At 63.9% G+C, this 22,623-nt stretch carries 27 protein-coding genes; 17 read left to right on the forward strand and 10 right to left on the reverse strand.

Going from position 1 to position 22,623, the window contains the following annotated elements; genetic code table 11:
* Positions 1–7 precede the first annotated feature (7 nt).
* A complete protein-coding gene (locus BH95_RS03410) occupies positions 8–1,189 on the reverse strand; it encodes a phytanoyl-CoA dioxygenase family protein (protein WP_019664838.1) in 1,182 nt (393 codons plus the stop codon).
* Positions 1,190–1,367: 178 nt separating this feature from the next.
* On the opposite strand from BH95_RS03410, the gene BH95_RS03415 reads away from it, so the two are divergent.
* Positions 1,368–2,258, forward strand: a complete 891-nt coding sequence (locus BH95_RS03415) for a sugar phosphate isomerase/epimerase family protein (protein WP_019664839.1) — start codon at positions 1,368–1,370, stop codon at positions 2,256–2,258.
* Here the strand turns inward: BH95_RS03415 and BH95_RS03420 are convergent, their stop codons facing one another.
* Entirely contained in the window at positions 2,259–3,287 is a 1,029-nt protein-coding gene (locus BH95_RS03420; protein WP_026347749.1) for a LacI family DNA-binding transcriptional regulator, read from the reverse strand.
* Positions 3,288–3,354: 67 nt separating this feature from the next.
* Positions 3,355–4,002, reverse strand: coding sequence for a TetR/AcrR family transcriptional regulator (locus BH95_RS03425; RefSeq protein ID WP_020111739.1), 648 nt, complete (start codon positions 4,000–4,002; stop codon positions 3,355–3,357).
* A 248-nt stretch (positions 4,003–4,250) separates the two neighbouring features.
* Between BH95_RS03425 and BH95_RS03430 the strand changes: the two genes are divergently transcribed.
* Genes BH95_RS03430 through BH95_RS03440 form a run of 3 tightly spaced genes read left to right on the forward strand, consistent with a single transcriptional unit; the run spans position 4,251 to position 7,699 of the window.
* On the forward strand, positions 4,251–5,378 hold the full coding sequence (locus tag BH95_RS03430; RefSeq protein WP_037180957.1) for a DUF5938 domain-containing protein: 1,128 nt from the start codon (positions 4,251–4,253) through the stop codon (positions 5,376–5,378).
* 9 nt (positions 5,379–5,387) lie between these two features.
* Positions 5,388–6,947 carry an AMP-binding protein gene (locus BH95_RS03435; protein ID WP_020111741.1) on the forward strand — a complete coding sequence of 520 codons (1,560 nt, stop codon included), beginning with the start codon at positions 5,388–5,390 and terminating at the stop codon, positions 6,945–6,947.
* A complete protein-coding gene (locus BH95_RS03440) occupies positions 6,944–7,699 on the forward strand; it encodes an SDR family NAD(P)-dependent oxidoreductase (RefSeq protein ID WP_019664844.1) in 756 nt (251 codons plus the stop codon). Before BH95_RS03435 ends, BH95_RS03440 begins: the two co-directional genes overlap by 4 nt.
* Positions 7,700–7,706: 7 nt before the next feature.
* Here the strand turns inward: BH95_RS03440 and BH95_RS03445 are convergent, their stop codons facing one another.
* Positions 7,707–8,729 (reverse strand): substrate-binding domain-containing protein, encoded by a 1,023-nt coding sequence (locus BH95_RS03445; protein WP_208601135.1) that lies wholly within the window; start codon positions 8,727–8,729, stop codon positions 7,707–7,709.
* 269 nt (positions 8,730–8,998) lie between these two features.
* Here BH95_RS03445 and BH95_RS03450 point away from each other — a divergent pair, with 269 nt between their 5' ends.
* From BH95_RS03450 to BH95_RS03470, 6 genes are all read left to right on the forward strand, one after another.
* The gene (locus BH95_RS03450; protein WP_019664848.1) at positions 8,999–9,169 is read left to right on the forward strand and encodes a CsbD family protein; all 171 of its coding nucleotides are present in this window, start codon (positions 8,999–9,001) and stop codon (positions 9,167–9,169) included.
* Between the two features lie 126 nt (positions 9,170–9,295).
* On the forward strand, positions 9,296–9,562 hold the full coding sequence (locus BH95_RS03455; RefSeq protein ID WP_019664849.1) for a lipopolysaccharide assembly protein LapA domain-containing protein: 267 nt from the start codon (positions 9,296–9,298) through the stop codon (positions 9,560–9,562).
* Between the two features lie 3 nt (positions 9,563–9,565).
* Positions 9,566–9,772 carry a hypothetical protein gene (locus BH95_RS03460; protein ID WP_019664850.1) on the forward strand — a complete coding sequence of 69 codons (207 nt, stop codon included), beginning with the start codon at positions 9,566–9,568 and terminating at the stop codon, positions 9,770–9,772.
* Positions 9,773–9,839: 67 nt separating this feature from the next.
* A complete protein-coding gene (locus BH95_RS03465; protein WP_019664851.1) occupies positions 9,840–10,526 on the forward strand; it encodes a DsbA family oxidoreductase in 687 nt (228 codons plus the stop codon).
* The gene (locus BH95_RS28685) at positions 10,519–10,662 is read left to right on the forward strand and encodes a hypothetical protein (protein ID WP_155290387.1); all 144 of its coding nucleotides are present in this window, start codon (positions 10,519–10,521) and stop codon (positions 10,660–10,662) included. Before BH95_RS03465 ends, BH95_RS28685 begins: the two co-directional genes overlap by 8 nt.
* Before the next feature lie 62 nt (positions 10,663–10,724).
* A complete protein-coding gene (locus tag BH95_RS03470; protein WP_019664852.1) occupies positions 10,725–11,372 on the forward strand; it encodes a TetR/AcrR family transcriptional regulator in 648 nt (215 codons plus the stop codon).
* A 62-nt stretch (positions 11,373–11,434) separates the two neighbouring features.
* Here BH95_RS03470 and BH95_RS03475 read toward each other — a convergent pair whose 3' ends face one another.
* Both BH95_RS03475 and BH95_RS03480 read right to left on the reverse strand, forming a co-directional pair.
* Positions 11,435–12,337, reverse strand: coding sequence for an oxygenase MpaB family protein (locus BH95_RS03475; RefSeq protein WP_037180959.1), 903 nt, complete (start codon positions 12,335–12,337; stop codon positions 11,435–11,437).
* A gap of 156 nt (positions 12,338–12,493) precedes the next feature.
* A complete protein-coding gene (locus BH95_RS03480) occupies positions 12,494–12,976 on the reverse strand; it encodes a DUF6764 family protein (protein ID WP_019664853.1) in 483 nt (160 codons plus the stop codon).
* A gap of 208 nt (positions 12,977–13,184) precedes the next feature.
* Here BH95_RS03480 and BH95_RS03485 point away from each other — a divergent pair, with 208 nt between their 5' ends.
* A complete protein-coding gene (locus tag BH95_RS03485) occupies positions 13,185–14,174 on the forward strand; it encodes an iron-containing redox enzyme family protein (protein ID WP_019664854.1) in 990 nt (329 codons plus the stop codon).
* A 25-nt stretch (positions 14,175–14,199) separates the two neighbouring features.
* On the opposite strand, the gene BH95_RS03490 is transcribed toward BH95_RS03485, so the two are convergent.
* Positions 14,200–14,364, reverse strand: coding sequence for a CDGSH iron-sulfur domain-containing protein (locus BH95_RS03490; RefSeq protein WP_019664855.1), 165 nt, complete (start codon positions 14,362–14,364; stop codon positions 14,200–14,202).
* Positions 14,365–14,389: 25 nt separating this feature from the next.
* The gene (locus BH95_RS03495) at positions 14,390–15,088 is read right to left on the reverse strand and encodes a HemK2/MTQ2 family protein methyltransferase (protein ID WP_019664856.1); all 699 of its coding nucleotides are present in this window, start codon (positions 15,086–15,088) and stop codon (positions 14,390–14,392) included.
* A gap of 286 nt (positions 15,089–15,374) precedes the next feature.
* Here BH95_RS03495 and BH95_RS03500 point away from each other — a divergent pair, with 286 nt between their 5' ends.
* Positions 15,375–16,055: a CDP-alcohol phosphatidyltransferase family protein gene (locus tag BH95_RS03500; protein ID WP_230595669.1), complete on the forward strand. Its 681-nt coding sequence runs from the start codon at positions 15,375–15,377 to the stop codon at positions 16,053–16,055.
* On the opposite strand, the gene BH95_RS03505 is transcribed toward BH95_RS03500, so the two are convergent.
* Positions 15,973–16,869 (reverse strand): YhjD/YihY/BrkB family envelope integrity protein, encoded by an 897-nt coding sequence (locus BH95_RS03505; protein ID WP_037180961.1) that lies wholly within the window; start codon positions 16,867–16,869, stop codon positions 15,973–15,975. The two genes, BH95_RS03500 and BH95_RS03505, sit on opposite strands and share 83 nt — an antisense overlap.
* A gap of 142 nt (positions 16,870–17,011) precedes the next feature.
* Here BH95_RS03505 and BH95_RS03510 point away from each other — a divergent pair, with 142 nt between their 5' ends.
* From BH95_RS03510 to BH95_RS03525, 4 genes are all read left to right on the forward strand, one after another.
* Complete coding sequence (locus tag BH95_RS03510) at positions 17,012–18,196, forward strand: NAD(P)/FAD-dependent oxidoreductase (protein WP_019664859.1); 1,185 nt, start codon at positions 17,012–17,014, stop codon at positions 18,194–18,196.
* A 67-nt stretch (positions 18,197–18,263) separates the two neighbouring features.
* Entirely contained in the window at positions 18,264–18,656 is a 393-nt protein-coding gene (locus BH95_RS03515; RefSeq protein ID WP_020111750.1) for an OsmC family protein, read from the forward strand.
* A 95-nt stretch (positions 18,657–18,751) separates the two neighbouring features.
* Complete coding sequence (locus BH95_RS03520) at positions 18,752–19,378, forward strand: hypothetical protein (protein ID WP_037158172.1); 627 nt, start codon at positions 18,752–18,754, stop codon at positions 19,376–19,378.
* Positions 19,375–20,580: a PrsW family intramembrane metalloprotease gene (locus tag BH95_RS03525; RefSeq protein WP_037180963.1), complete on the forward strand. Its 1,206-nt coding sequence runs from the start codon at positions 19,375–19,377 to the stop codon at positions 20,578–20,580. Before BH95_RS03520 ends, BH95_RS03525 begins: the two co-directional genes overlap by 4 nt.
* Positions 20,581–20,595: 15 nt before the next feature.
* Here BH95_RS03525 and BH95_RS03530 read toward each other — a convergent pair whose 3' ends face one another.
* Entirely contained in the window at positions 20,596–21,624 is a 1,029-nt protein-coding gene (locus BH95_RS03530) for an LLM class flavin-dependent oxidoreductase (protein WP_037180966.1), read from the reverse strand.
* Positions 21,625–21,786: 162 nt separating this feature from the next.
* Between BH95_RS03530 and BH95_RS03535 the strand changes: the two genes are divergently transcribed.
* Positions 21,787–22,617: an oxidoreductase gene (locus tag BH95_RS03535; RefSeq protein ID WP_037181071.1), complete on the forward strand. Its 831-nt coding sequence runs from the start codon at positions 21,787–21,789 to the stop codon at positions 22,615–22,617.
* The last annotated feature ends 6 nt before the right edge of the window (positions 22,618–22,623 follow it).

Genomic DNA, 22,623 nt, shown 5'->3' on the forward strand with positions numbered 1-22,623 from the left:
GGTGTGCTCAGGCCTCGTGGCGTGCGTACAGGGCCCGGGCGGCGGCGTCGAACTCGGCGGCACTCATCCGGCTGTCGACGGCTCGCTTGACCAGTTCGGCATGAGTCTCGCCCGCCAACCCCGTCAACGGCTGGTCCAGATCGAGGTTCGACGGGAACGCGTACCCTTCGGCCGACGCTGCGATGACGTTCTCCACGTCCCGGGTGCGGCCGCTCTCGGTCCACTCGAGCAACGTCGGGTACAGAGCCGATCCGATGGCTTCACGGTCGACGCTGTCCAGTGCGCGGCCGAACGCCGAGGAGACCTGCAGCAGATTTGCCATGCGGTAGATGTCCGTCGACGTGTTGTGACCTGCCGCATGGAACAGCGCCGGGTTGAAGAAGACGGCGTCGCCCTCCTCCAACGGAAGCTGAATGTAGTTCTCCGCGAAGTACTCCCGGAACTCGGGCAGATTGAACGCGATGTACCCGGCCTCGAACTTCTGCGAGTAGGGAAGGTACATCGTCGGGCCGCTCTCGATCGGCATGTCGCAGTGAGCAACTGCACCCTGGAGGGTGAGGGCGGGCGACAGACGATGGACGTGCGCACGGAATTTCGCGGCGGTGTCCGTCGACATGAAGCCGAGATGGTAGTCGCGATGCGGGTTCTGAGCCGCACCACCGGGATTGACAACGTTGATCGCCGAGGTGACCTGATACATCGGGCCGAGCCATGCCTCGGACACGAGAGCGAGAATGTCGTTGGAGTAGTAGCGGGCGTAGAGCTCCGGCTGGACCAAGGCCAGCTTCTGCAGCGCAGACCAGATCCTGTCGTTGGCGCCCGGCTTGGCGAAGTGATCGCCACCGACGACGCCGGTTGCGTGCTGCTGCTCGATGATTCGCCGGTACTCCGCCGTCGTCTCCACAAGCGAGTTCTCCGACGTGAACGCCTTCTTGAACACCACGATGCCCGGACCGTTCAGCAAAGCGTCGGCGAGCTCGTCCTGGATGTCCGAGCGGGCGTCCGCATCTGCGGCCTGCGCCGTCAGTGCGGCGGCGTCGTAGATCAGGACGTTCGACGCGATGTCGGCCGCATGAGGGTAATCCGCCAGTTCGGTGGTCTGCGCGACGAGTTCACGAAATTGGTCGATGTTGCAGTCCGATTCGCTGAGCCTGTCGGTCCGCGGGGTCTGCCGGATGTCATTGGTCATGATGAGGTTCCTCGAAGTTCGGGGGGGATCGTTCCTGGATGCAAGCTTGCCAAGACAGATGTGGCCGATCAACGAAAAAAACCATCAAGATCCCCTCGAGCAACGGACGCGCTTCTCGAGGGGAATTTGATGGATCGGCCCGTTGATCGAGACCTGCGTTCCCGGGGACGATGAGCAGATGATCTCCGATGAGCCGGTGAAGTCCACGGACAATGCGCCCCGAGTCCCCGCCGACATGATCGCCGCGTGCTGGACGTCCGCAGGCAACGTGCGTCCCGACGCCTCCCCCGCGGTGAGCCCGATTCCCATCTCCGAACGGATCGCCGCCGTCGCCTCCGCGGGTTTCGCCGGGATGGGCATCGTGGCGGCGGATCTGGCCGCGATCGAGGCCGGCGTCGGATTGCACACTCTCCGAGCGATGTTGGACGATTCGCCGCTGAAGTTCGTCGAGATCGAATTGCTGGAGAAATGGTGGATTCCGCGAGGCGAGGACGGCAACACCTTCGCCGTCCGTGATTTGCTGTTCCGCGCATCCGACGTGCTCGGTCCGACTCACATCAAGATCGGATCGGAGAACGCAGAACCTCGCGACCTCGCTCCGTACACCGAACCACTGCTGGAACTCACCCGCCAGGCCGCAGAACACGGAACGCGGATCGCGATCGAACCGATGCCGTTCTCGATCGTCTCGACCATCCCTGCCGGGGCCGATCTCGCCCGATCCACCGGTCACCCCGATTGCGGGATCATCGTCGACGCGTGGCACGTGTTTCGGGCGGGCACGACGTTGGACGAGCTGCGCGACTCGCTGACGTCGGATGTCGTGTTCGGGATCGAACTGGACGACGCCGATGCAGAGGTGGTGGGTACGTTGCTGTCCGACACGATGGACAATCGTCGGCTCTGCGGCGACGGCACGTTCGATCTCACCGGACTGGTCGGGGTCCTGCGCGACATCGGCTACACCGGTACGTGGGGTACGGAAATCCTCTCGACCGAATTCCGTTCCACTCCCCTCGATCTCGCTCTGAAACGAGCGATCGACACCGCACGCGCCTTCGTCGAGTAGTCAGAACATGTTGAACGGGGTGAGCACGCGAATCGCCGACGACTTGGCGGACACCGGCGCCAGCGCGCCTTGCGCGTGCATCAGCATTCGGCATGCTCGATTCGCGTCTGCGCGGAGGTCGTGATCGAGCACGACGGTGATCCGATGCCGGTACAGCAATTCACGGTTGTCGGCGTCCAGGTCGTGGGCCACGAACACCGAACAGTCGCGGCCGAGCTTGTCGAACGCACGCACTATCGCGGAGTTCCCCCCGCCGCACGAGTAGACGGCGACGATGTTCGGGTTACGTTCCAGCGCATCGAGAACCAAAGTCTCGACGCGCGAATCGAGCCCGTCGTTCTCCGCGATCTCCACCACCGACCGCGGACGGTTGTCGCCGGTTCCGGAGATCCGGCGCATGGCGCTTCTGAATCCGATCTCTCGTTCTTCCTCACCGCGGTAGGAGTTGCTGCTCAGGGTGATCAGCACGTCGCCGGGGGTCTCGCCCAGCATCTTGGTGACCAGGTACGCGGCCGTCTCCCCTGCTGCACGATTGTCGATCCCGACGTAGCCGACCCGTCGGCTCCCCGGCACGTCGGTGACGTGGGTGACGACAGGTATTCCGGCTGCCACGACACGGTCGATCGCGTCGACGATCTCCGGAACGGCGGGAGCCTTCACGATGACTCCGTGGGACGACCCGGCAGCGATCCGGTCCAACCGCTCGACGAGCGAGCCGACGGATCCGTGCTCCTGCAAGTGGAATCGAGCTCGGACCAACGCAGGTTCGAGAGCCGGTAGTTCGGCCTCGATCGCGCGTTTGACGGCACCCGAGAATCGATTGGGAGCGGACATGACCACGTCGAACATGAACTTGCGTCCGGCGACTCGCAGCTGAGCTCGTTGATTGTCGAGGTCTGCGATGGCTTTCTCGACCGCGTCCTTGGTCGATTCACGAACGCCTGGACGCTTGTTCAACACTCGATCGACGGTGGCTTCGCTGAGTTCGGCCTGCTGGGCTATCTCGCGCACCCGGTATCGGTGGGGCATGGGTGCTCCTGATGGGATTTCGGCATCCGTACGGCGCGAAGGTCCATCACCGTACCCGCAGAGAATATCAGCGGCCGTGAACCGTTTTTCCTGAATCCAGCATCTCGAATGCGTCGAGGATCATGCGTCGGGCCACGTCGATCCTCCGCTCGTTACCGGCGAACCGATCGAGCAGTGCCCGCTGGAAGATTCCGTCGAGCAGGATGTACGCAGCCCCGCTGTCCAGCGCCGGCTCCGTTCCTCTGAGCGCGCAGAACCTGCTCACGACGCGCCAGATCATCTCCTCGCGTCGGCCCTCGATCTCGAGTACGTCGTCCCGGAACGAACTGTCGAACAGACTCTGATTGCGCAGGTCGTACCACAGTCGATGCACCAATGCGTCCGACTCCAGTGTGTCGAAATACATGGTGCGGAATCCGGTGAGCAGCTGTTCGTCGCTCTCGGCGGCCTCGACCACTTCGTCGTACCGGGTGACGCAGATGGCTTCGTACTGGCGCACGGCGTGCGTGATCAGGTCGAGTTTGTCCGAGAAGTAGTAGTGCAGCACGCCGTGCGAGTACTCGGAGTTGAGGGCGATCTCTCGCAGTGAGGTGCGCGCATATCCCAACTCGGCGAGGGTGTGCAACGTTGCTTGCGCCAGCTCGGTCCGCTTGGCCTCGAACTTGTTCTTGGCGCGCTCCTCGATGCGGCCACGTGCGTCGGCGGCCTCGTTCATCACCCAGCCCTCCCTTCGCGACGAACACCAGCAGGTTCCAACCCTGCGGCGTCATCGCAGTGTATTCCCGACGGCGTTCGAGTTTTCTGGGCACTTGTCCAAATTTTTCTTGACGTTCGTCCAAATATTGCCATAGTGTGACTCGTGACACACAACGGGCCCGGAGTTCTTCTTCCCGAACGCCCCGATCTCGATCCCACCGTGGCCGACTCCTGTGCGCTCGGCCGATGACGAGAGGACCTACTGCCATGCCAACCGACAAGCGTGTAGTCGTGTACGGAGCGTCCGGGTACACCGGCCGCCTGATCTGTGAGTATCTGCGCGAGTACAACATTCCGTTTCTCGCGGCAGGACGCGATCACGCGCGGGTCGAGGCCATCGTGGATGCCGTCCCCGGAATCGATACCGTCGAGCACGACATCGCGGAGGTCGAACATTCCAAAGATGCACTGGTGGAGGCTTTTCGCGGAGCCGAGGTAGTACTGAACACCGTCGGCCCGTTCTCCAGATGGGGTCACGCAGTGGTCGAGGCAAGCCTGGAGATCGGGGCTCATTACACGGACACCAACGGCGAACAGGACTGGATGATCGACGTCGAGAAAAAATACGGCGCGGCGTTCGCCGAACGAAACCTCGTTCTCACACCAGGATTGGCGCAGATGTACAGCATCGGCGAGATCGCGGCGAACATCTGCCTCGAGACGCCGGGGCTGGACACGCTCGACATCCAGGTGTTCTGGAAGGGGCATCCCACCGTCGCATCGACCAACACGATCCTCACCAACGCCGCATTCTCCAAGGCGTACTTCCTCGAGCAGAACGAATACGTGGAATGGCCCGCCGAGGACGGTATCTACCAGGTGGTGGTCCCCGGGCAGCACGATCTCGGCCTTGCCTTGCCGTGGGGCGGAACGTCACATCCGGTGTGGTTCAAGAACGATCCCCGCGTAGCCAATGCACGCGCACTCGGCGGCGTCATCAATCGACCGCTCATGCTCGGGGTCCCCCAGATCATCGCTGCGGCGCTCGAGCAGATGGAAGGAAAGTCCGACGCCGAAAAGTACCAGATCATCGACACCATATCGGCGTCCGTACGTAGCGAGACTCCGCCGCGAGAGAATCCACGGATCAACACCTCGTTGGATTCGGTCTACGCATCCGGACCCCTCGGACGGGTGCACACCGTCATCCACGGCAACTGCAACTACAAGCAGACGGCGTTGCTCAACGCGTACGCCGCGTCGCATCTACTTCAGGCACCGCCCCGAGCAACGGGCTTCGCGTCGAGCTGCCAAGCGTTCGGCCACCGTGAACTACTCGGCGTACTGCGCGCGTTCGGTCTGGTTCTCGATCCCGTCGTCACCGCGCACAGCTAGGCCGGGACGATGCGATTGTCCGACTATCTCGACAAAGGGATGTCCCTCGGCCGTGATGCACCGTGTATGACGATGGGTGAGTACACGCGAAGCTACGGCGACGTCCACGACGACACCGTGGCCATCGCGGGGGCGCTTCAGCGTGCAGGTATCGAGACCGGCGACCGCGTTGCCGTGCTGTCGGCCAACGATCCGCGTGCGTTGACGTGCGTGTTCGGTATCTCCCGTGCTGGGGCGGTGTGGTGCCCGGTGAACCCGCGGAACGAGGCCGACGAGAACCGCCAACTCTTCGATCTGTTCGGGTGCAGGTTTCTCTTTTTTCAGAAGGCGTTCGCGGAACTGGTGACCGAGATCCGTGACCGGCTCCCCCTGCTCGAGTGGCTGGTGTGCCTCGACGGCGATGTTCCGGGTGCACTTGCGTACGACCGATGGCTCGCCGATCACGTGGCCGAACCCGACACCAGCCGTCGCCCCGCCGACGGTCTGTGCATGATCGCCGGTACGGGCGGAACTACCGGCAGGCCGAAGGGCGTTCGCCTCACCGAGGAGAACATGATGGTCTCCACGGCCACGGCTCTGATGAGTTACCCGTTCGGCGAGCGGCCGCAGTACCTCGCGCTGGCGCCGCTGACACACTCTGCCGGGGTACTGACTTTTCCCATCCTGAGCCTGGGCGGACACGTGGTGATCATGCCCGCGCCCGACGTCGGCCGGTTCCTGGAGCTTGTCGACGAGCATGGCATCACGCACGCCTTCCTACCTCCCACCGTCGTGTACGGATTGCTCGACCACCCAGCACTGGATTCGACGGACCTGTCGTCGTTGCGGTGCCTCTGGTACGGCGCCGCACCGATGTCGCCGACCCGGCTCGAGGAAGCACTGCGACGCATCGGCCCCGTCCTCGGGCAGTTGTTCGGGCAGACGGAGGCACCCAACATGATTGCCACGCTCGCGCCGGCCGACCATTTCCGAGACGACGGTTCGATCGCCACCGAGCGGCTCGCATCGGCCGGCCGGCCGACGCCGCTCACCACGGTCGCGATCATGAGCGAAGCCGGGCTCCTGCTCGGGCCGGGCGAGCGAGGTGAAATCGTCGTCCGGGGTCCACTGGTGATGGCGGGCTATCACGAGAATCCCGACGCGACAGCAGAAGTCGGTGCGTTCGGCTGGCACCACACGGGCGATATCGGGTACCTCGACGACGACAACTTTCTGTACATCGTCGATCGAGCGAAGGACATGATCATCTCAGGCGGTTTCAACGTGTACTCCGCCGAGGTCGAGCAGGCACTTCTCGCACATCCAGCGGTGAAGGAAAGCGCCGTTGTGGGGTTGCCCGACGACAAGTGGGGAGAACGTGTCTCGGCCGCTGTGCAGCTGAGACCGGATCGACAGGCATCCGAGACCGAACTGATCGCTTTCGTGAAGAAGCGCATCGGAAGCATGAAAGCCCCCAAACAGATAGAGATCTGGGACGACCTCCCCCGCTCCAAGGTGGGGAAGATCCTCAAGACCGAAGTACGCACCACGATGCAACTCCACTCGAACACGAAAGGAAACACACCATGACCGAACTCGAGGGCAAGCGCGTGTTCGTCACCGGATCCGGCGCCGGAATCGGAAAGGCCATCTCGGCACTGTTCGTGCGACGCGGAGCCCGAGTCGTGGTCAGCGACATCGACGAGGCGGCCGCCGCCCGAGCGGCCCAGGAGATCGGCGCGGCCGGGATCGCCAACTGCGACGTCACCGACGAGGAACAAGTGCAGGCAGCCGTCGGGCAGGCCGTGGAAATCCTCGGAGGTCTCGACGTTCTGGTCAACAACGCCGGTATCGAGATCTCGTCACCGCTTCTTCAGCAGTCGACCGAGAGCTTCGACAAGATCTACGCCGTCAACGTGCGCGGGCCGTTTCTGGCCATGAAAGCCGCAATCGGGCCGCTCGTGGAGTCTCGAGGGAACATCGTCAACATAAGCTCGGTCGCCGGCATCGGCGGAAGCCCGCTGCTCGGATCCTACTGCGCCACGAAAGCTGCACTGATCCAGTTGACGCGCGTCGCGGCTGTCGAGATGCGGCCGTCCGGCGTTCGAGTCAACGCGGTGTGCCCCGGGTTCGCGGACACTGCGATGGTGGACCGACTCGTTCCGGATTTCGAGGCGGCAACACAGGTTCCGTTCGGAGACCTGGTTGCCGCCAAGCAGGGCCGACTCGGCACTCCGGAAGACATCGCCGAAGTGGCCGCGTTCCTGGCGTCGGACCGCGCATCATGGGTCACCGGTAGCCACTACGTTCTCGACGGTGGTCTCACGGCATCCCTCGTGTAGCGCGCCGCTACCGGGTGTCGGCGGCAGCGAGGTCCGCGATGGCGTCGATGTTGGTGTTGTCGATGAACGACGGACCGGTCAGCACCGCCTGGCCTCCGCCGATCGTGTTCTTGTTGTTCAGGTACAGCCACAGCGAATCGATCGCGAGGTAAGCCTGTAGGTACGGCTGCTGGTCGATGGCCCATTGGACGTCGCTGGACTTGATGGCATCGACCAACGCTGCATTGGTGTCGAAGGTGGAGACAGACGCGCCGGACCCCGCCGCGGACACCGAATCCACTGCGGTCAGTGCGATCGGCGCTCCCAGCGTGACGATCGAATCGATGCTCGGATCCTGTTGCAGTTTCGCTTGGATCGTCGATTGCACGGACGGCAGGTCCTGTCCGTTGACGTTGAGGTTCTCGATCGTCCCACCGAATCCTTCGGCGATGCCTGCGCATCGCGCTTCGAGCTGAACGGCGCCTTGTTCCTGAATCACGCAGATGGCGTTGGTCGCGCCGTCCGCCTTCAATCGTTCGCCCGCGGCGATGCCCGCGATCCGCTCGTCCTGCCCGAAGTATCCCTGCAGCCCCATGTTTTTCCAGTTGTCGTAACCGGAATTGAAGGCAACCACGGGTAGCCCCTGGTCGATTGCGGACTCGACGTTGGTCTTCATCGCGTCCGGCTTGGCCAGTGTCACGGCGATCGCGTCCACGCCGGAATCGACCGCATTCTGAACGAGATTCGCTTGACCCGGGGCGTCGATTTCGCCGTTGTAGCGCAGTTCGATGTTGTCCTTGGCGGCCGCGGCCTCGGCGCCCTTGCGGATCAAATCCCAGAAGGTGTCGCCCGGAGGCGCGTGGGTGATCATCGCGATCGTGGCCCTGGGCGTGTCCGCAGTCCCGCCCTCTGCAGACGGGCCGGTCGATTCCGGGGCTCCCCCGGTGCTGCTGCACGCAGTGAGCACCACGGCAAGAGCAATCGATGCGGCAAGTGCGGTCGGTGCGGAGCGCGCGGTGGATGCGGCCCTGCTGCGACGATTCGTGATCACGTGTTGTCTTCCTTCTTCGATTCGAGATGCGCCGAGTACGCACGTCGAGATGCCAGTTAGACCGAACTATTGGACCGGTCTAAACAATGAGAACGCCGCCAACATGAAGCAGGTCACATCCCTCTGTCAACACCCCGCAGGCGCCTCTTCCAGCGGTTCGTCGCCTCCGGATTGGTAAATGTGATTCAGATCACAACGACGTTTGCTTTTCCCATCAGAAACCGACTGAGTATCTGCAATTTTCAATCACACACAGAAGAGGTGCTCCGATGAGCTTCATCGACAAGGCCAAGAACGCAGCAGAAGACGCATTGGGCAAGGCCAAGGAGGTCGTGGGTGACGCGACCAACAACAAGGACCTCGAGGCCGAGGGCAAGAAGGACCAGGGATCGGCGGGCGTGAAGAAGGTCGGCGAGAACATCAAGGACACGTTCAAGTAACCACCTTTCAGGCCCGACAGGGTCCCCGCACACGCCGGGACCCTGCGGGCCGAACCCTTCGACACGACAACCGCGCCACCGCCAAGTTCCACACTCCGAGTTCCAATTCAGCCCCGAGGAAGCATCATGACCACCACCGACTCCACCTCCGTACGCCCCGCACCACGCCGCCGCGGAGGAATCACCTCCAAGCTCGCGCTGATCGTCGCCCTGATTCTGGCCATCGCGCTCGTCGTGTTCGTGCTCCAGAACACGGTGCACACCCGGATCAACTTCATCGGGTGGAACTTCGACCTCGCGCAAGGTGTGTCCCTACTGGGCGCTGCGGCAGTCGGCGCGGTCATCGCCCTCGCGGTGGTTGCGGCTCTGCGGCTTCGACGCGCGGTGCGTTGATCGATGCTTCCACTTCTGGCTCGAAAGTACTTGTACCGGTACCTGTTCGTCGCGATCGCGCTGCCGATTCTCGCGCGAATTCTGGTGCTCGGGGGTCTGGCAATCGAGAAGCGATCCGGCAAGCCGAACTTGATCTCCAAGGTGTTGACGAAAAGCGGGAGGTTCGCCGAGCGCCGAGCGGAAAAGGCCTCCGGTAAGCACGCCGCATGACGACGTAGGCGGTTACTCGTGTCGACGGCGATCGGAGTCGACACTCGGGAACAATCGGTAACAGTCGATGGTTCTCTTCCTCATGGCTCCGATCACCGTCGACATCTGGTCCGATATCGCCTGCCCGTGGTGCTTCATTGGCAAGCGCCGCTTCGAGGAAGGCCTCGCGGCATCCGGCCAGGACGGAAATGTCCACGTCGTGTACCACAGCTTCGAGCTTGCGCCCGACACCCCGGTGGACTTCGACGGTTCCGAGGTCGACTTTCTGTCGGGGCACAAGGGCATCCCCGCCGATCAGGTCCAGCAGATGCTCGCGCACGTCGAAAATATCGCCGCGTCCGTCGGGCTGAACTACGACTTCGACGCGCTGCAACACACCAAGACGCTCAAGGCGCATGAACTTCTGCATTACGCCAAAGCGCACAACAGGCAGCTCGAGCTTGCCGAGCGCCTGTTCCTGGCCTACTTCACCGAGGGCAGGCACGTCGGACGGATATCCGATTTGGCCGACCTCGCCGCCGATGTTGGACTCGACCGGGCGGACGCCGAAGCCGCTCTGACGGCGGGCAGGTATTCGGATGCCGTCGCTTCCGACATCGACCAAGCCCGCACCTTCGGCATCAACGGTGTCCCCTTCTTCGTGATCAACGGCAAGTACGGGGTGTCGGGTGCACAGGAGCCCAGCGCGTTCGCTGATGTCCTACGCACCGTAGCCGCAGAAACCACAGCCGACACCGCCGCGGCCGATGTCTGACCCGGCATCAGGGGCCGCTTCGGGCACGTCGTTCCGCATGCTCGGTGAACCCGCCGAGGCATGCGCGGGCGGCGTGTGCGCATGGCCCCCGGCGGGTGAAGAAGAGCTCTCCGACGCCCCGGCCGACCCGACGTAGCGAACCAGCGCTGCATCGCGTGGTGACTTCAGCGAGATGCCGTGGTCACTAGACTGGCGGCCGTGTCCAGTATCGATCAGCCTCACTCGGATCGACCGCCGGCCGAGCCGTCCGGAACCGGCCGCCGCCAACAGGACCGGAGCCGGGAGACCCAGGGCAAGATCCTGAGTGCGGCAGTCACGGTGCTGATCGAGCACGGGTACTCGGGAGCGTCGACCCTGCGGATCCAGCAGCAGGCCGGGGTGTCTCGCGGCCGATTGTTGCATCACTTTCCCTCGCGCGAGAAGTTGCTCAGTGCGGCAGTCCACCACTTGGCGCTCGAGCGCATCCGTGGTCTGCACATCAGCTCGGACATTCCCCAGGAACTCAAGGCGCGGATTCGGGCAGCTATCGACGCGATGTGGTCGAACTACAGCCAGCCCTACTTCTGGGCATCGAACGAGCTGTGGAATGCTGCGCGCACCAACGACGAGCTGCGAGCCGAGCTCCGGCCCGTGGAACAGCGAATGGGTCAGGTCATCCGTGATCGGACCGACGCACTGTTCGGTCCGGAGTGCACGACCCGACCCGGTTACAAGCAGATGAGGGAACTCCTCCTGACAAGCATGCGCGGAACCGCCATGACCTACACGTTCGATCCACACGATCCGACGACCGATCGCCATCTCAGCCAGTGGTACTCACACGCGGAAAGCGTTCTACTGCACTAGAAATGCACGTAATCGACGGGCCCGGATCACCGGCCGACCATCGAAATCTCTTGTTTGCAGGCTCACCGGCGAGAGCGTCTGTGCGGCTCGCTCGGACCGTGGTCCACCGGGCATCCCGTGGGAAACGTCCCGAGTTCCGAGATCCGATACCCAGCGGGATAGGAACGGACCGCCTTCTGATCGCGGGCGCGGTATGCCGTCGTACGCGGAGGGAGGAGCCGGACCACACGTGCGCGCGCCTTCACCATGGCTTCGGCAAGCGACCGTTCGAGCTTCGTCGGCTCCGGGTAATGGAAGGCGTCGAGCAGAGGCTTGTCCATCAGCGCGTATGCCATTCGCCGAAAGACCTTCTTCGGCAGGAACTTGTACGGCGCGAACGTGGACATGAGGTCGAGGGTGGCGTCGGCGACGGCGGTGCTGCCCACGTCGTAGGCGAAGTGCTGCTGCTCGTACTCGTCCATGTAACTGGCGAACTGGTCGTAGGTCTCGGGGATCTCTTTGATTCCCATGTGCCGCCCCAGAGTGCGGTAGTACATGACCATCGCGTCGCGCTCACTCACTCCGACCGGACGCCATCCGAACCTCTCGAGCCAGCGGAACGGCACGACCACGAACGTCGCTAGAACGTACAGAAAGTCTTCGTTGGAGATGTCGTACGCACCGTGCATTCGATTCATCCGACGGATCGCCGTGCGGCCGTCGACGCTCCCGAACCCCGACTCGACGACCTGGTCGAGGATCAGATTGGTGTCGTCGTAGCGCTGCTGTACACGTTCGGTGAACTCGCCCGTCGCGGCCAGCAGGCTTCCGACGGTCGGGACTGCGTAGGTGCGGAACAACGCAAAGCTGAGGGCCTGAACCGTGTCCCACGGGAACTCGTAGGAGTAGTGCAGGCGGTATATCTCCTCGTAATCGGTAGTCGGGTCCAGAGACTCGATTCTCGTGGTCCACGGATCGTGAAACATGCGCACTCCGATGCAGTCACAGTGACCTCACTCGCTCACTGGTGAATGTAAGGGTTGACGCTTAATCAGTCAACAGTGACCGTTTATGAGTCCGGCGACGTACGACGAAGCCGAGAACCAGGACATCCCCGACCCGGTTCTCGGCACACAAGTCGGCTAGCGCCCGATGCAGCCTTGAAGAGTGGTGAAGCTACCCGCGAGACTGAGACCGGTGCAGACTGCACCAGTCGGCGTCAGCGTGACGGTTCCGCCAGGACCTGCCACCGCAATCGACAACCCCGGCCCCACCCCTTCGTTCACGGCCGAACTGCCCGGCCCGAACGAGATCGCTGCCGGGCCCGCACCGGCGGTGGCGTCGGACACCGCGGTGCCGCCGTTCAGACCGAGTGCGAGTGCCGCTGCCTGTTCGAGCGCCGCCGCAGAGCCCCAGCCCTCGAATCCGTAACCTGCGGCCGCACTCGTTCCGTCGGCGACGCTGTCGCACTGCGACTGGCCTTCCACCGCGGCTTCCGATGCTCCGCCGGGGGCCGTGGTACACCCGACGGGCGCGGCCGAAGCGGCGGCGGGAGCGAGAAATGACATGCCTGCGGCCAGACCCAGAGTTGCTGCACCACCGAAGAGCTTCGTGAACGTTCTCATCTTGACGCCTTCCTTCGAACGACTTGGAGATCGAGTACCTGCCTCACGCTGCTCCGCCGACAGCACGACCGTCGATCGCGAATATCTCGAATCAGCATCGACCTGGTCACGTCAAGGTAACACCGCTCCCTGTCGATGAACCGGGAACTCCAGAACCCGCGTCGGGTAGGCCGCGATTGATCGGCCGCCGCCCGGGTACACGAACCTCATGAGCGCACCAGCGCACGCCGCTGTATCCCCGACCTTGCCCACACCGGACGGCGAAGTGTCCGCGTCCGTTGTCGATTACCTGTCCGGCACGACCACGTCGGTGGCCACCACTTTCGACGTCGATCCCGTCGGCCGGGACGCGCAACTGGCGCTGACCATCTGCTACGAACTCCACTATCGCGGATTCCACGGCATCGACGACGACTTCGAGTGGGACCCTGCAATTCTGGCGTTCCGGCGATCGATCGAAGAGCCGTTCCTGGCGCACGTCCGCGAGTCCGTCGAGGACGGCGTCGACGCGGTTGCCGAGATGGACGCTCTGTCCATCGAACCGAGGAGCGGCAGCGGTCCGTCCTGGTTTCTCAGAGACGAGGGAACGTGGGACCACATGCGCGAATACTTCGCCCATCGGTCGCTCTACCACCTCAAGGAAGCCGATCCGCACGCCTGGGCCATACCTCGGCTGATCGGTCAGGCGAAGGCGTCGTACGTCGCCGTCGAGTTCGACGAATACGGCGGTGGCCGTGGCGATCACGTCCACCAGCAGTTGTGGAGCGCACTGATGGACGCGGCCGATCTCGACTCGTCGTATCTGGGTTATCTCGACCGTGTACCAGCGCAGACCCTGGTCTGGGTGAACTTGATGTCGTTGTTCGGCCTGCATCGGAGCTTGCGCGGAGCGACGGTGGGCCACTTGGCCGCAACGGAGATCACGTCCTCGCCGGGTTCCCGACGGTTCGTCGACGGTCTGCGCAGGCTCGGGGCTCCCGAAGCGTGCGTGGCCTTCTACGCCGAACACGTCGAAGCCGACGCGGTTCACGAGCAGGTCTTGCGTCATGATGTCGTCGGGGATCTTCTGCGCCGGGAGCCCGAACTGGAACGTGACGTGGTGTTCGGGATGCGCGCTCTGTCCTACGTCGAGGATGCCCTCGCCGACCACATCATGGGTGCGTGGCAGAAGGGCAAGTCGTCATTGATGCACCAGTGACGCGATGCAACGGTGACGCCTCGAGTCATGCGGGCCGTTGCTTGCGTCGGTGGCTCGTGTCGCACAGCGGGTAGGTCTTGCTGCGCTTGCACGTACAGATCGCGACCGCGAACCGGTCGGACGTCGTGTGGGTTCCGTCATCTGTTTCGATGTCCACGGGACCCGACACGATGATCGGTCCGTTGGCCACGACCCGGATCGATGTTCGCGCGCGGTCACCGCTTGTCGGCACGGATGACCACCAATCGTTCCGTCCGTTGACCGGTGCGCGCGATACCCACGTTCTCGAGCCACTCGGCGCGCGACGACATGACCGGACCGTAGCCGATCGTGCGCGAATCGACGATCGCCGCGGACATACCTCGCGCCGCCAGCATCGATACCGTGAGCTGCGGATCCGCGAACTCGGACTGGACCGCCAGCAGCGTGCCACCCGTGGACAACATGTCGAATACGTTGTTGCACAAGGTATCGAGCACGAGACGGCCGGTAGGGCCCGCGTCCCAGGCCCGGGCCGGGCCGAGCTCGACGGGCACGTTGTCCGACGGTACGTACGGCGGATTGCACACCACCACGTCGAACGGCCCTGTTCGTCGAGCATCGTCGAACGACCCCAGCCGCACGTCCACGTTCAACCCGGCATTGCGGGCGTTCTTCTGGGCACACGTCGCTGCGACGGGATCGATGTCGAACGCGTGCACGCCTCGAGCCCCCGACCGTGCGGCATGAACCGCGAGCACCCCCGAGCCGGTACACATGTCCACGACCCGAGCACCCACGGCAATTCCCGACGCAGTGAGGGCCTCGGCCAGCAGCCACGAATCCTCTTGCGGTCGATACACACCCGGATCGACCGCCACGTCGAAGAACTTCTGCATATCGTGACCGGCACGGACTGCCGTCGTGTTCGCCATAGGGTAGGTATGCCGCCTGGCGAAAGACCCAAACCTCGAGGATCCGCGCCACCCGAACCATGGGTCGTTCTCGCTCTCGGCTGACGTTTGAGTTGTCCGGTTCGGGGAATCCGTCCCGAAGCAGCGAGGGTCTTCGGTTGAGCGTGCAGCCGACAACTCTTCATTTTCCAGTCGAAATTTTCGTCCTGCCGACGCCGGTCGCGCCCGGAGCACATCTCTCCTGCCGTGATTCGCCTCCGTCGCGGCTTGCGCAGGCGTCGGGACGCGAGAACAGGTGATTGCCGTGATGGATCGTGACCGATACCGAGCGGAGTGGTCGACGCTGCACGGGGGTCTCGACGCGTCGTCTTCGCGTTTGATCGACGGCTGGCTCGGGATCATGTACCTCTGCGCTGCCCCCTTCGTTCGACGGCGTGTCTCCCCGACGACCGTGACGGTCTTGGCGCTGGTGTGTGCGGCGATCGCGGTGGCGGCGAGTGCATTCGGTCGCTGGGGCGTACTGGCGGCAATGGTGCTGATTCTGGCGTCGACCCTGCTGGACGGCGTGGACGGTGCGGTGGCCGTCATGTCCGACCGCGCATCCGCGTGGGGGTCGGTCCTCGATTCCACCGCTGATCGCGTCAGCGATCTGTGTTTCTATGCGTGCGCCGCCGTAGTGGGTGTGCCGCTGCCGCTGATCGCGACGATGGCAGCCTCCACGCTCGTCCACGAATCCGTTCGCGCCCGAGCGGCCGCAGTCGGCATGCCGGAGGCGGGCGTGCTCACCGTGTGGGAACGACCGTCTCGCGCTGTCACCGTGTTGCTGATACTCGGCGCGAACATGATCTTCCCGGAGCAGACCTGGACTTCCGCGGCAGGTGGAGCCGTCGGAGCCGGATTGGCGCTCATCGGGTTGGTTCAACTCCTGGTGGTGGTGCATCGTCGGCTCGCGGCCCCTGCGCAACAACCTGCGCGGTCGCCTGGGTGAACGTCCAGCCCGTGATGAGCAGGACATGGAGCACCCACATCCACAGACCGATCGCGATCGCGGCTCCCACAGTGGTCAGGCCTCCGAACGGGGCGCCGAGCGACACCGGAATCGCCAGAAACAGAACGAAGCCCTGAACGAAGCCTGCGATGAACGACGCTGTGACCGCGGCACACCACCAGACGACGGTAAACGGAATGTCCTCTGCCGCAACTATCGAATACGCACCCGCGACCAGGACACCGAGCACGAGCCACACGACGACGAAGCCCAACCACACGCGCAGCAACAAGGCCGCTACTCCCCCGCCCGTCGTCGCATCGGCGAGCCATTCTGCCGACGCCAGCACTCCCAGGAGCAGAAGCGGCGCGACCACTGCCACCGGTACCAGGGCAAGCCGGCCTCGCCAACCGTCGAAGGATGTGGGGCGAGGTCGCCTCCGCGAGGTCAGCGCTCGGCGCAGGCCCTCGCCGTAGAACGTGGCAGGGAAGATCGCCAGTACACAGTGCAGCAGACTCAACTCGGCTCCCGCCGAAACCAGCTGCAGCACAACGCTCCGCGCCCCGAGCGCGTCGGGTAGCAACGATGCGACGTCGTCGCCTCTCGCTTCGACCCACGACGCCGACGTGACCAGAGCACAAGCTCGCAAGGACAACAGCAGTAAGGGCACCACCGCGATGGCGCCGTAGAACGTCAGTGTGGCGGCCAGAGCGCTCGAGTCTCGTGTAGCCGAAATTTCCTTGTATCGCGCGACCGTCGCCGACGCTCGTCGCCTGACGGATCCGAGGTTCCGAGTGCTGGGCAGTATGTTCATGATCTGTTGCCAATTCCCCGCGAGCCCCGTGATCAACCCCGGCGCTGGTTTTCGCGCGACCTACCTGGGTATGCCTCGCACAATGACATTCGACGGTACTCCCGCACCCACTGCCTTTTCTGCGCCTCGACATGGGCGGGAAGTGACCGACACCGTCGATGTTCTGATCATCGGAGGCGGCAACGCCGGCGTCAGCACCGCCGCTCGTCTGCTGCGAGAACACGTGACCGACAGCGTTGCCATCATCGAGCCACAACAAGTGCACACGTACCGGCCGATGCTGTCCTACGTCGGATCAGGCCAGGCTCGCTTGGCCGATGCGCAGAAGACGCAGCGGTCGGTAACTCCCGACGGGTGCAGGTGGATCGAGGACTCGGTGGTCTCGATCGATGCGGAGTCCAGAACGGTGCGCGCCGGTTCGGGCCGCGAGTACAAGTACACCGACCTGATCATCGCGGCTGGTCTCGTGCCGGATCTGGATGAGCTTCCCAACGTGTTCGACGCCCTCGAGACTCCCGCTGTCGCCAGCAACTATCTCGACCGCGCGGAGAAGACCGCGGCGCTCGTCGACTCGATTGCTCTGCCCGGGCACGCTGTGTTCACGTTGCCACGACCACCGGTCAGTTGCAGCGGCACCACACTGAAGCCGCTGTTTCTTGCCGCGTCGCAGTGGCAACGAGACGGCCGCCTGCCGAGGATCGACATCACACTCGTCGTCGACCGCTCGTATCTGGTCGGTGTTCCTGCCTTGGACGACATCCTGCGCCGTAGGCTCGACGAACTGGGTGTGCGAGTTCTGTTCGACACCAGCATTTCCGGAATCGAGGCGGACCACCAGCGCCTGCACGTTCACGGCGGCGGTAGCCAGAACCGCATCGACTACGACTTCCTTCACCTCGTCCCGCGGTTTCGTGGGCCGAGCTGGCTGGCGGACCTCGCCGACGACACACCTGCCCACCTCGTCGACATCGACCCGATGACCTTCAGGCACGTTCGCCACGACTCCGTGTGGTCACTAGGTGACATCGCCGCAACCGGCACCGACCCGTCGGGAGGCGCCCTCCGCAAGCAAGCTGCGACTCTCGTCGACAACATCGCGGCTGCCCGGCGGTCGCAGCCGTTGGCCTCGTACGACGGTTACACCGTTGCACCTGTGGCGGTCGATTCGCATACCCTGATCGCGGGGGAATTCGACCGAGATTTCGTGGTCTCGTCCTCACTTCCGAGTTTCCTCGATCCGCTCAAACCGCGTAGGTCGGCATTTCTTTTCGACCGCTACGCCTTGCCGCAGGCCTACTGGCGCAGGATTCTCCGCGGACGTCTGTGACGCCGGTGCCGAACAATCGTACGAGCCGCACGGTTTGGACGACCATGTTTGTGGACACCCACACCACATGACCGCTGAGCTCTACACCGCCCTGGTAACCGCGACGGAAGCAGGAGTGACGTCCGACGACGGATTCCTGTCACTCGACGTCCACGAGCCCGAAAAGCTCGGCGGGCCAGGAGAAACCACCAATCCCGAACAGTTGATGGCCGCAGCCTTGGCCAGCTGCCTCGTCCAATCGCTGCGCATCGCCGTCGGTACGGTCGAAGGAAGCATGGACTCCGTCGCCGTCGAAGGCAAAGTTGTTCTCACCGACTCCGACGGTTCCGGCTACGACGCCAGATTCTCACTGAAGGTCCAGCTACCCGACGTCGAGGATCCCGATGCCGTACTTGCACAAGCTGTCTCGATCTGTCCGTTCTTGAAGGTCATCGAGTCCGTCGATGTGAGTCTGGGCTGATTCTTTCTCGCCCCTCCCGACACGTCGTCGGGTAGCCCCCCGCCTCCGCGGACTCTGTGGGAAAGTATTCCCACCGACGACCGCGAGGGGAACCCGTGACACAGACTCATCCCGGACTGCACCGTCAACGGGTGCCGGCCGAGCACCGTGTGCTCGGCCTCGACCGAAGAACGCTTGCGCCAGCGCTTTTCGTCATCGCGGTCTTTCTCGTTCTTACCGTCGCTGTACCGCGCGTCGATGCGGCCATCGGCTGGAACGATCCGGTGCGCGCCGGTCAACAACTAGCGCTCACGGACACGATTGCCTTCACGCCGAGGACTGGCTGGGAGGTCGAGACCGGGTTTCGTGTGGGCGAAGAGGACCGGAGATCCGGCGACGCCACCGTATCCGGGGACGGCGTCACGTTTCAGGTGACGGCGGACTCGTTCGACGGGACACCGGACGATTTGGTGGACCAGGTGGAAAAGGTCACCTCGCGCACCACCGACCCGTCGTTTCGCGTCGACGGAGATCGGGCCACTCTGACCACAGCAGCCGGGCAGACCGGTGTCGTGCAGGCCTACAGCAGCGTCCGCGGAGACGGACTGGTCGCGGCGTTCGTTGTCGACGGCACCGGCCTGAAGATCACGACGTACGGTCCGCCCACTCAGATGACCGCGGCGGCAACCGATATCAAGGACATGATCTCCAGCATCCAGACCGTCGACGGGAGCAACCGATGAGTGACGCCGTGACAGACACCGCGTCGTCCGAGGCCGAGCACCGTCGGCAGGAGGCGCTCGAGGTCTCCGGGTGGGGTGAACGATTCGAATTCGTACAACCCCACAACCTGTCGTTCTGGGTGTACATCGCGCTCACTGCGGTCGGAGCGTTTCAGGCTTGGGCGTTCTTCGCACCGGGAGCCGGGTTCTACGCCGAGGGGTTCGCCGTGTCCGCGGTGCTGTGCACTCTGTGCGGACTCGCGTGGTTCGCGTGGTTCCGTCACATCGACCGGTGGGAACGGCAGCCAGGCCGACTGGTCGCGGCAGCACTGCTGTGGGGCGCAATCCCCGCCACCTTCGCGTTCGCGATGACGGTCAACACTGCGATGCTCAGCATCTACCCGAAGCTGTTCGGCCAAGCATGGAGCGCGAATTGGGCTGCAGGCGCGACTGCACCGATCACCGAGGAAGCGGCCAAGCTCTGCGGATTCATCCTGCTGATGAGCCTTGCCCCGCGGCTGATCCGAACGGCCAACGACGGTCTCATTCTGGGCGCCTTCATCGGACTCGGATTCGCAATGTTCGAGGACTTCCTCTACGCAGCCAACGCCACTGCCCGGACGTTCGGAACCGACCCGGTCGGAAATGCCGTCCACATGTCGCTCACGCGGATTGCCGTCAGTTTCGTCTCGCACCCTCTCTTCAGTGCGCTGGTGTGCGCAGGCGCGGTGTACCTCATCGGGACGAAAGCACAACCACGCAAGATCGGGCGTGGTCTCGCCTTCGTTGCGGCGGGGGTGTTCCTGCACTTCACCTGGGACGACGCCACCGGGCTCGGCGGAGGTAATCCGCTTCTGTTGTTCGGCGTCATGTTCGCGTCCGTCGTCATCGCATTCACGGTGCTGGCGATCGCGTTCCGCCGAGCAGCACCACGCGAGTACCAATTCGTCCGCGACATTCTGGCTCCCGAGGTCGATGCAGGATTCCTCACCGACGCCGAGGTGGACGGCGTTCTGGACAGAAAGGCCAGAAAGGCATTCCGCGCGTCGTCGCCCGATCGACGGGCCCGGAAAGCGCGTAAGCATCTTCGACGCGCAATCCTGGACCTCGCACACGACATCGCGAGCGCCAAGGGCGCGGACACCGAAGCGGTGCGGCACTCGCGTGCCGAGGTCGAACGTCTTCGCGCCGAGGACGGCATCGGGCAGCCACTCGGCAGTTAGGTGATCGGCGGCGGATTACGCCTTCGCCACAAGCGGTGCGACCTCGGTCCCCAGTAGTTCGATTCCTCGGAGCAGATCTCCGTGCGCAAGGCGAGGATTCGTCATCTGCAACGACAACCGATCGACACCGCCCAGCTGCTCACCCACGCGCAGGATCTTGTCTGCGACGGTCTTCGGGTCTCCCATGAAGAAGGCTCCGTTGGGGCCAGACGTCGCGTCGAACTGTTCCCGAGTGGGGCGTGCGAAGCCGCGCTCGCGTGAGACCTTGGTGAACATCTCGTGCCAGCCGGGGTAGATGGTGTCCGCTGCCGCTTGCGTCGACTCGGCCACGAAACCGAACACATGTAGTCCGACTTGCAGCTTTTCGGGTGCGTGCCCGGCCTCCGCGCCTGCCCGTCGATAGAGATCGACGAGCGGCGCGAACTGTCGGGGTTCGCCGCCGATGATCGCGATCATCAGGGGAAGACCCAACAACCCGGCTCGAACGAAGGACTCGGGAGTTCCTCCGACGCCGACCCAGATCGGCAGCGGATCCTGTACCGGCCGGGGGAAGATGCTCTGCCTGTTCAGAGCCGGTCGGTGACGCCCGGACCACGTGACTTCCACGCTCTCGCGGATCTCGAGCAGCAATTCGAGCTTCTCGGCGAAGAGCGAGTCGTAGTCGCGTAGATCCAGGCCGAACAGCGGGAAGGATTCGGTGAACGATCCGCGGCCGACGACCAGGTCGATCCGCCCCTTCGAAATGAGGTCGAGAGTGGCGAATTCCTGGAACACGCGTACTGGATCGTCCGCGCTGAGCACTTTCACTGCACTGCCGAGCCGGATGCGTTCCGTGCGAGCGGCCGCGGCCGCCAGGATGATCGACGGCGCCGAATCGTAGTACTCGCTCCGATGGTGCTCGCCGATGCCGAACGAATACAACCCGACCCGGTCCGCGAGGGCGATCTCCTCCAGCAGATGGCCCATTCGCTCGGACGGGCCGATCACGCGTTCATCGGTCGGGTCCGTCACGGAGGAGACGAAGCTGTCTACGCCCAGGTGCATTGTTCGACCTCTCGATTCGGGGCGGAAAGCCCACCCGTGTCGATTGTAGATTCAACCATCATCGCCGACGGTCTCTGTCGACCCCTCACCGGTTGCCCTAGCCTTGACGTGATCGTCTCACTGTCCGCACACCCACACGTTCAAGCCGACAAGGGAGCACCCATGACAACGTGGCTCATCACCGGATGCTCGACGGGCCTCGGAAGGCATCTGGCCGAGACAGCATTGGCACGTGGTCATCAGGTGGTGGTGACCGCGCGCGACGTATCGAAGGTCGCCGACATCGCTGCCCGCTACCCCGACACCTCACTCGCGATCGCTCTGGACGTCACCGACGACACTCAGGTCTCTGCTGCCGTCGACGCTGCTACCGACAGGTTCGGAGCAGTCGACGTACTCGTCAACAATGCGGGCTACGGATATCGCTCCGCGGTCGAAGAGGGCGAGGACGGTGCGGTCCGCCGGTTGTTCGACACCCACGTCTTCGGTACCGTGTGCACGATCAAGGCCGTTCTGCCGGGAATGCGCGGCCGTCGCTCCGGGACGATCGTCAACATCTCGTCGATCGGGGCGCGCCTTTCACCCGCCGGGTCCGGGTATTACGCCGCGGTCAAAGCCGCCATCGAGGCGCTCACACTGTCGCTTCGTCGAGAGGTCGCCCCCCTGGGCATCCGCGCCCTCACGGTCGAACCCGGCGCGTTTCGCACGGACTTCGCGGGCAGATCCCTGACCCAGTCCGCCTCCCCCATCGCCGAGTACGCAGCCACGGCCGGTGCGCGCCGGATCGAGAACGACACAGCGCACGGCAACCAGCCAGGTGACCCGGTCAAGGCAGCACAAGCTGTCGTCGACGCAGTCGAATCCGACGATCCCCCGTTCCTGCTGCTCCTCGGCAACGACGCGGTCGACGGATTCACCGGTGCGCTCGACGCCCTGCGCGCCGACGCCGAGTCGTGGGAATCCGTTTCACGAAGCACAGATTTCGACTCCTGAACTGCA

The organism is Rhodococcoides fascians A44A (assembly GCF_000760735.1).
Taxonomy (GTDB): domain Bacteria; phylum Actinomycetota; class Actinomycetes; order Mycobacteriales; family Mycobacteriaceae; genus Rhodococcoides; species Rhodococcoides fascians_E.

Coding starts and splice junctions, on each gene's coding strand:
- BH95_RS03410 (WP_019664838.1), bottom strand. CDS start 1,189: ATGACCAATGACATCCGGCAGACCCCGCGGACCGACAGGCTCAGCGAA.
- BH95_RS03415 (WP_019664839.1), top strand. CDS start 1,368: ATGATCTCCGATGAGCCGGTGAAGTCCACGGACAATGCGCCCCGAGTC.
- BH95_RS03420 (WP_026347749.1), bottom strand. CDS start 3,287: ATGCCCCACCGATACCGGGTGCGCGAGATAGCCCAGCAGGCCGAACTC.
- BH95_RS03425 (WP_020111739.1), bottom strand. CDS start 4,002: ATGAACGAGGCCGCCGACGCACGTGGCCGCATCGAGGAGCGCGCCAAG.
- BH95_RS03430 (WP_037180957.1), top strand. CDS start 4,251: ATGCCAACCGACAAGCGTGTAGTCGTGTACGGAGCGTCCGGGTACACC.
- BH95_RS03435 (WP_020111741.1), top strand. CDS start 5,388: ATGCGATTGTCCGACTATCTCGACAAAGGGATGTCCCTCGGCCGTGAT.
- BH95_RS03440 (WP_019664844.1), top strand. CDS start 6,944: ATGACCGAACTCGAGGGCAAGCGCGTGTTCGTCACCGGATCCGGCGCC.
- BH95_RS03450 (WP_019664848.1), top strand. CDS start 8,999: ATGAGCTTCATCGACAAGGCCAAGAACGCAGCAGAAGACGCATTGGGC.
- BH95_RS03455 (WP_019664849.1), top strand. CDS start 9,296: ATGACCACCACCGACTCCACCTCCGTACGCCCCGCACCACGCCGCCGC.
- BH95_RS03460 (WP_019664850.1), top strand. CDS start 9,566: ATGCTTCCACTTCTGGCTCGAAAGTACTTGTACCGGTACCTGTTCGTC.
- BH95_RS03465 (WP_019664851.1), top strand. CDS start 9,840: ATGGTTCTCTTCCTCATGGCTCCGATCACCGTCGACATCTGGTCCGAT.
- BH95_RS28685 (WP_155290387.1), top strand. CDS start 10,519: ATGTCTGACCCGGCATCAGGGGCCGCTTCGGGCACGTCGTTCCGCATG.
- BH95_RS03475 (WP_037180959.1), bottom strand. CDS start 12,337: ATGTTTCACGATCCGTGGACCACGAGAATCGAGTCTCTGGACCCGACT.
- BH95_RS03480 (WP_019664853.1), bottom strand. CDS start 12,976: ATGAGAACGTTCACGAAGCTCTTCGGTGGTGCAGCAACTCTGGGTCTG.
- BH95_RS03485 (WP_019664854.1), top strand. CDS start 13,185: ATGAGCGCACCAGCGCACGCCGCTGTATCCCCGACCTTGCCCACACCG.
- BH95_RS03495 (WP_019664856.1), bottom strand. CDS start 15,088: ATGGCGAACACGACGGCAGTCCGTGCCGGTCACGATATGCAGAAGTTC.
- BH95_RS03500 (WP_230595669.1), top strand. CDS start 15,375: ATGGATCGTGACCGATACCGAGCGGAGTGGTCGACGCTGCACGGGGGT.
- BH95_RS03505 (WP_037180961.1), bottom strand. CDS start 16,869: ATGAACATACTGCCCAGCACTCGGAACCTCGGATCCGTCAGGCGACGA.
- BH95_RS03515 (WP_020111750.1), top strand. CDS start 18,264: ATGACCGCTGAGCTCTACACCGCCCTGGTAACCGCGACGGAAGCAGGA.
- BH95_RS03525 (WP_037180963.1), top strand. CDS start 19,375: ATGAGTGACGCCGTGACAGACACCGCGTCGTCCGAGGCCGAGCACCGT.
- BH95_RS03530 (WP_037180966.1), bottom strand. CDS start 21,624: ATGCACCTGGGCGTAGACAGCTTCGTCTCCTCCGTGACGGACCCGACC.
- BH95_RS03535 (WP_037181071.1), top strand. CDS start 21,787: ATGACAACGTGGCTCATCACCGGATGCTCGACGGGCCTCGGAAGGCAT.